This window comes from Methanococcoides sp., assembly GCF_030594565.1.
In the GTDB taxonomy this organism is placed as follows: domain Archaea; phylum Halobacteriota; class Methanosarcinia; order Methanosarcinales; family Methanosarcinaceae; genus Methanococcoides; species Methanococcoides seepicolus.
Map to the genome: position 1 here is coordinate 1 of NZ_JAUVEY010000155.1, position 5,125 is coordinate 5,125.

General features: G+C 42.3%; 5 protein-coding genes. All 5 read right to left on the reverse strand.

Annotated elements, in window-relative coordinates; translation table 11 throughout:
* Nucleotides 1-1,445, reverse strand: a 1,445-nt coding sequence (locus QAS77_RS10515; protein ID WP_305065449.1) for a cation:proton antiporter, incomplete at its 3' end; no start/stop codon positions are given.
* Between the two features lie 129 nt (nt 1,446-1,574).
* Nucleotides 1,575-2,711 (reverse strand): hypothetical protein, encoded by a 1,137-nt coding sequence (locus QAS77_RS10520; protein WP_250867910.1) that lies wholly within the window; start codon nt 2,709-2,711, stop codon nt 1,575-1,577.
* 98 nt (nt 2,712-2,809) lie between these two features.
* Entirely contained in the window at nt 2,810-3,763 is a 954-nt protein-coding gene (locus tag QAS77_RS10525) for a tyrosine--tRNA ligase (RefSeq protein ID WP_250867911.1), read from the reverse strand.
* 91 nt (nt 3,764-3,854) lie between these two features.
* Nucleotides 3,855-4,586 (reverse strand): tRNA(His) guanylyltransferase Thg1 family protein, encoded by a 732-nt coding sequence (locus QAS77_RS10530; RefSeq protein WP_305065451.1) that lies wholly within the window; start codon nt 4,584-4,586, stop codon nt 3,855-3,857.
* A gap of 7 nt (nt 4,587-4,593) precedes the next feature.
* A complete protein-coding gene (locus tag QAS77_RS10535; protein ID WP_250867913.1) occupies nt 4,594-4,866 on the reverse strand; it encodes a PRC-barrel domain-containing protein in 273 nt (90 codons plus the stop codon).
* Nucleotides 4,867-5,125: the final 259 nt, after the last annotated feature.

The window sequence follows — 5,125 nt, forward strand, 5'->3', positions numbered from 1 at the left end:
ATACAAACGACCATTACTCTCGCATCTTTGATATCCGCATGCTCCAGAACACCCTGCTGGGAAGAATCACCATAATAGATGAGCTCGCCTTTTAGCTGCTCCTTCCTGACCGTTTCAGGGTTCGTGTCAAGGATAAGATAAGGAATGCCTGCAACCGTTGCAGCTTTTGCAACTGTCCTGCCATTAAAACCAAATCCTGCAATGATAAGATGGTCTTCCAGATGGCCCTTCTTGTCAAGTACCGGCATCATTTTACGGGAGTGGAAACCACATTTCATTTTTGAAGGAATTGGAAGGTTCACAACTTTGTCTGCAACTTTCGGGGACAGGGACATCACAGATGATGTGACTGCCATAGTAAGAATAGAGACCACAAGGAAAAGCTGATAGACATCATCGGTGAGCAGCCCAAACTCCACACCGAACGTGGAGAGAACGAAGGAGAACTCACCTACTTGTGCAAGACCAAGTCCTGCCATTACAGCCGTATGCAAAGGGAAACCAAGCAAATACGAAGACATTCCTGCAATTACCGATTTGAGCATTAATACACAGACTGCGACTAGTATGAACAGAACAGGATCATTGAAGAAATAACCAAGGTCAAGCAGCATCCCTATGGATATGAAAAAGAAGCTCATGAAAATATCACGGAATGGAATGAGGTTACTCAGTGCCTGATGACTATATTCGGATTCGGAGATGATAAGCCCTGCAAGGAATGCCCCCAGAGCAAGGGACAGACCCAGACTCGATGTTAACCATGCGACAGAAAGGCAAATGACGATTATACTGAGAAAGAACAGTTCGGGATCCCTTGTCTTTGTTATCTGGAAAAGTACTTGTGGAACGATCCATTTTGCACTTGCAAAAACAAGAAGGATCAAGCCAAGCCCTTTTGCGATGATAGGAATAAAAGCAGCATCCGACATGGAGCCAGCACCTGCAAGGAATGGAGTGATAAGTATCATTGGTACGACAATGACATCCTGATACAATAGAACTGCAAGTGAAAAACGACCGTGAGGTGCCTGAAGTTCCCCACGTTTCTGCAACAGTTTGAGCACGATGGCAGTACTGCTCAGAGAGAAAAGGAAGCCAATGAAGATCGATTCGCCTATCCCGTACCCAAGGTAGTTAGCAATGAAAAAGACAGCAATAATTGTAAGAAGGACCTGAATAGAGCCTCCGAATACAACCGCTCTTTTGATCTTCCAGAGATCTTTAATGGACAACTCCACACCGATAGTGAACAAAAGAAGGACGATGCCCATCTCCGCAAGTACCTCCACCTCTTCGACGGCATCTATAAAACCATAGCCATGGGGACCTACGAGTATTCCGGTCACAAGAAAACCGACAATAATGGGAATGTGAAGGCGATGACATAAGTAAAGGATTATTATGGATAGACCGAAGATTATGGTAAGATCGTTTATTATCAAAGATATCAACCCACATTTTTCCTTTGCTTTATATTATATAAACTAATAAGAATTCTCTAGAGCAAAACCATAAAGAGAAAGCAAAGGAAAGGAAAGATCGTACCGGTACGAAAGTACCGGGAGTTCAGATCAAATGTTGTCCACGCCGAGAAGACTTGCAAGTTCCAGACCTTCACTGCCAAGCTCCGAAAGCTGGTCGAACAGATCGGTCTTGCTCACATATTTTTCAGTGCGAGTACCATCGTTCTCCTCGATCTTTATAGTGATCTCATCCTTAGCATAACCCCTTTCAAGACACTCGTCGATAAGTTCTGTAAACTGCTCGGCAATAAGTTTCAAGCAATCGAATATCTGATTGTTCATGATAGCATCATCGCCATCAAGCACTAATTTGACAAGAGTGTGTTTTTGGATGCTGGAACTAATGTGTTCTTTAAATGCATCAAGCAAAGCTATCACATGTTCCGATTTCAGAGACTGCATCAAAGCAGGGTCTGCAGTCACCTCGTTCCCATGGTAATGCAATACAAAGGAGTTGCCGTCCATTTCAACCTTGAAACGTTTGGTGGATTTCTTGTTCTCGAAACTGGCCATAAACCGAACATCATCAAACTCCAGGGACGTTAACATGAAATCGGATACTTCTTCCAATTTGACCTTTTCTTCTTTGTAAAATATGCCAGACTTTATCCATGTAGGCAGGAAAAGAGTGCCATATACACCCCTTACCGTTAGCAGGTCATCCTTGAAAGTAAGGTCAGACTCGTATTCCATTCCAGCGACTGTTGATGAAAGTTTTCCACTAAGAACACCCCTGTTCATTGCAGCGAAGAACTTGTCTGTCGTCCCATAGATGCCACCTTCAAAAAGAGAATTGAGACTCGACAATATCTGTTTGCTTGCACCCAAATTACCATCTTCGATGCTATTATTGATGCTCTCTATCTCAAATTGCATTGTCTTTGTGCTTTTATTGAAAGAAGCATCACACTGATCAAAAACAGAATTCCTGTAATCAAGGATCTCTTTCATATCAGAATCTTCCGTCAGACCGTTTATGAATTCAAGAACCTTACTGTTAATAGACTCGAGCTCATCGACCCCTTTTTCCAGAGAGATACGCCTTCTGTAGAGATCGTCGTTCTTTTCAATGGAAGCGTTCTCTATCGGAAGGACCTTTCTTGATATATCAACGAAATTCTGAACATCCTTGATAATATCTCTTTGAAGAGGGAGATCGGTAGAGTCCTGAAATGTGTATTTCATATTACTCCCCATCTTAACATATATTCATTAAATTAATTGTTAGAGTGCAAGCATTAAATAGGTTGTGTAGGCAGAAACAAATTTCTGCCAAAATATCATTATCCAAGAACTGCACGTACCGGTTCGAGTATCTCATTGAGGTATTTAGCTGCACCGTTCTTCAGGTCCATTGGATGAAGACTGCCGTCTGCAAACACTTTTTCAAGCTCAGCATAGCTCTTGCAGACAAGGTCACCACCGAACTTTTCCGGTCTTTCGAAAACCATCTCATCATAACGTGGGCTTATGTGATACTTGAACAGCTCAAGGACCGGATTGTTCTCAATATCTTCTGCCGGACAGAATGCTTTCTTGAACTTCTTTTTGAGAGCTGCTTCATCATCGTCAACAGAGATGTAGTTCTCATTTGAAGAGGACATCTTCGTACCGTCCAGTCCGAGAAGGATAGGTGTGTGGATACAAAGAGGTGCCTTAAAACCAAGCCCTGGAAGACCTTCCCTTGCAAGCATGTGTATCTTCCTCTGGTCAATGCCACCAACTGCAACATCGACACCAAGAAGAGCAATATCCACTGCCTGCATGATCGGGTAGACCATCTGGGATACCTTTGGATCTTCCATCTTTCTGCCTACCTCATCCATACTTCTCTTTGCCCTGTTGAGTGAAGTGGCCTGAGTAAGTTTGAGAACATTAAGCATGTATTCAGGAGATAACTGGAAGTCAGAGCCATAAACGAAATTTGTCTTCTCCGGGTCAAGACCAAGTGCAAGGAAACATTCCTTGTTGTAATCAGCGGTCTTGCGTACTTCTTCCATTGTTCCCTTCTGATTAAGATAAGCATGAACATCCGCAAGAAGGACCGTTATCTCAAATCCGGCTTTCTGGAGGTCAAGTAATTTGTTAACAGTAAGAACGTGACCCATGTGGATCTTTCCGCTTGGTTCGTAGCCGGTATATGCTGAAGGATGTTCCTTTGTCTCCAACAATTTTGTAAGTTCCTCTTCCGTAACTATTTCCTGCACGTTCCTTTTTATAAGATCCATCTTTTCCATGAATTCACCGCTCTAAATAATCCGTTATATTAGGATTTTTATGAATAATAAAACATTAAAGTTAAGCCATCCCAATATAGGTTACGATACATCAATAACCTATAAGATGTTTTTTCAAAAGATCATTACCTTCTTCAGAAGAGAATTGTGGGACTTCCCAATCCTGAACCACTTTTTTCCTTGTACTTGATCTTATTTCCTTGCGCACAGGATCAAATCCGGCTACCTCGTAATCGTCCTTATAGACAAGAACCCCTCTGCGTTGCCACATGGGAACCTTATCGAGATTTATGCCGCGCTGGAATAGCAATTCATGTATATCCTGCGCCTTCTTACCCTTAATGGCCGATGCAGCATCCTTTTTGCTCATACCTTCCGAAAGCAATGTGTAATAGCCGTATGAACTTACACAGTTCCTCCACGCCTCACTCTGCCTCCAGATAAGATATTCAGCAACATTCTCCTTGCTTACCGGAACGATCCTCGAATCGAAGGATACAGGTTCATCAAGACCCATCCTGATGGTAAAAGCACTGCTAAGATAACTGGATATGACAGAGTCCAATTTCTCGACCCGCCCGTCAAAAGGCAGATCAAAGAAGAGGATACTTGCCTCATCAGAAAATGTGTACGCCAACGCTGCATTAATTCCACTTTTTTTGAAAAAAAGCTCAAGTGAATCTGCCATTGCAGATGCAAACTTTTCATCATACGGCTTTTCACATCCAAGCCGGGAAAGTGTATTTTTGAATGTCCTGCCATCTACACGTACGATCACAGGCGGTATGCAGCGAAGATCGGAATAGATCTCCCGTTTTTTCATAATAACATCAATCGTCTTTTGCTTCCTCTTTTGCAGGTTTCTTGAACCTGCTGACGACATCACGAATAATGACGATGTCCCCGGTTGTGACCACCCAGCGGTACGGAAGGATAACGCCTCTTGTCTGGACATCAAAAATATCACGATTGATGTCTGAAAGAGCAAGCCCCGAAACAATTCTTTCATCTACATCGAAGACGAGGTCGTTCACTTTACCCACATATGTACCCTGGTTCGTATACACATTTAATCCAAACAGTGAAGTTATATCTGCACGCATGATAGTCCCTGTTGTATTCTTAATAATAAATATAAGTTATATGTTGATTCTATATATAAAATGTGTATTCTTAATGTTAAATCCTTCTAAAGAAATGGCAACTCATCATCATTAAATAGAAGTATAGCTGAAAGTCCAGTGGAGCAAACAAAATGCTTACAAGTACTTACACACACATCCCCGGAATTGGAAAAACGATTGAAAAACGAATATGGGAGAGTGGATATTGCACATGGGACGAGTACCTTGAGCATCAGGA

Coding starts and splice junctions, on each gene's coding strand:
- QAS77_RS10535 (WP_250867913.1), bottom strand. CDS start 4,866: ATGCGTGCAGATATAACTTCACTGTTTGGATTAAATGTGTATACGAAC.
- QAS77_RS10530 (WP_305065451.1), bottom strand. CDS start 4,586: ATGAAAAAACGGGAGATCTATTCCGATCTTCGCTGCATACCGCCTGTG.
- QAS77_RS10525 (WP_250867911.1), bottom strand. CDS start 3,763: ATGGAAAAGATGGATCTTATAAAAAGGAACGTGCAGGAAATAGTTACG.
- QAS77_RS10520 (WP_250867910.1), bottom strand. CDS start 2,711: ATGAAATACACATTTCAGGACTCTACCGATCTCCCTCTTCAAAGAGAT.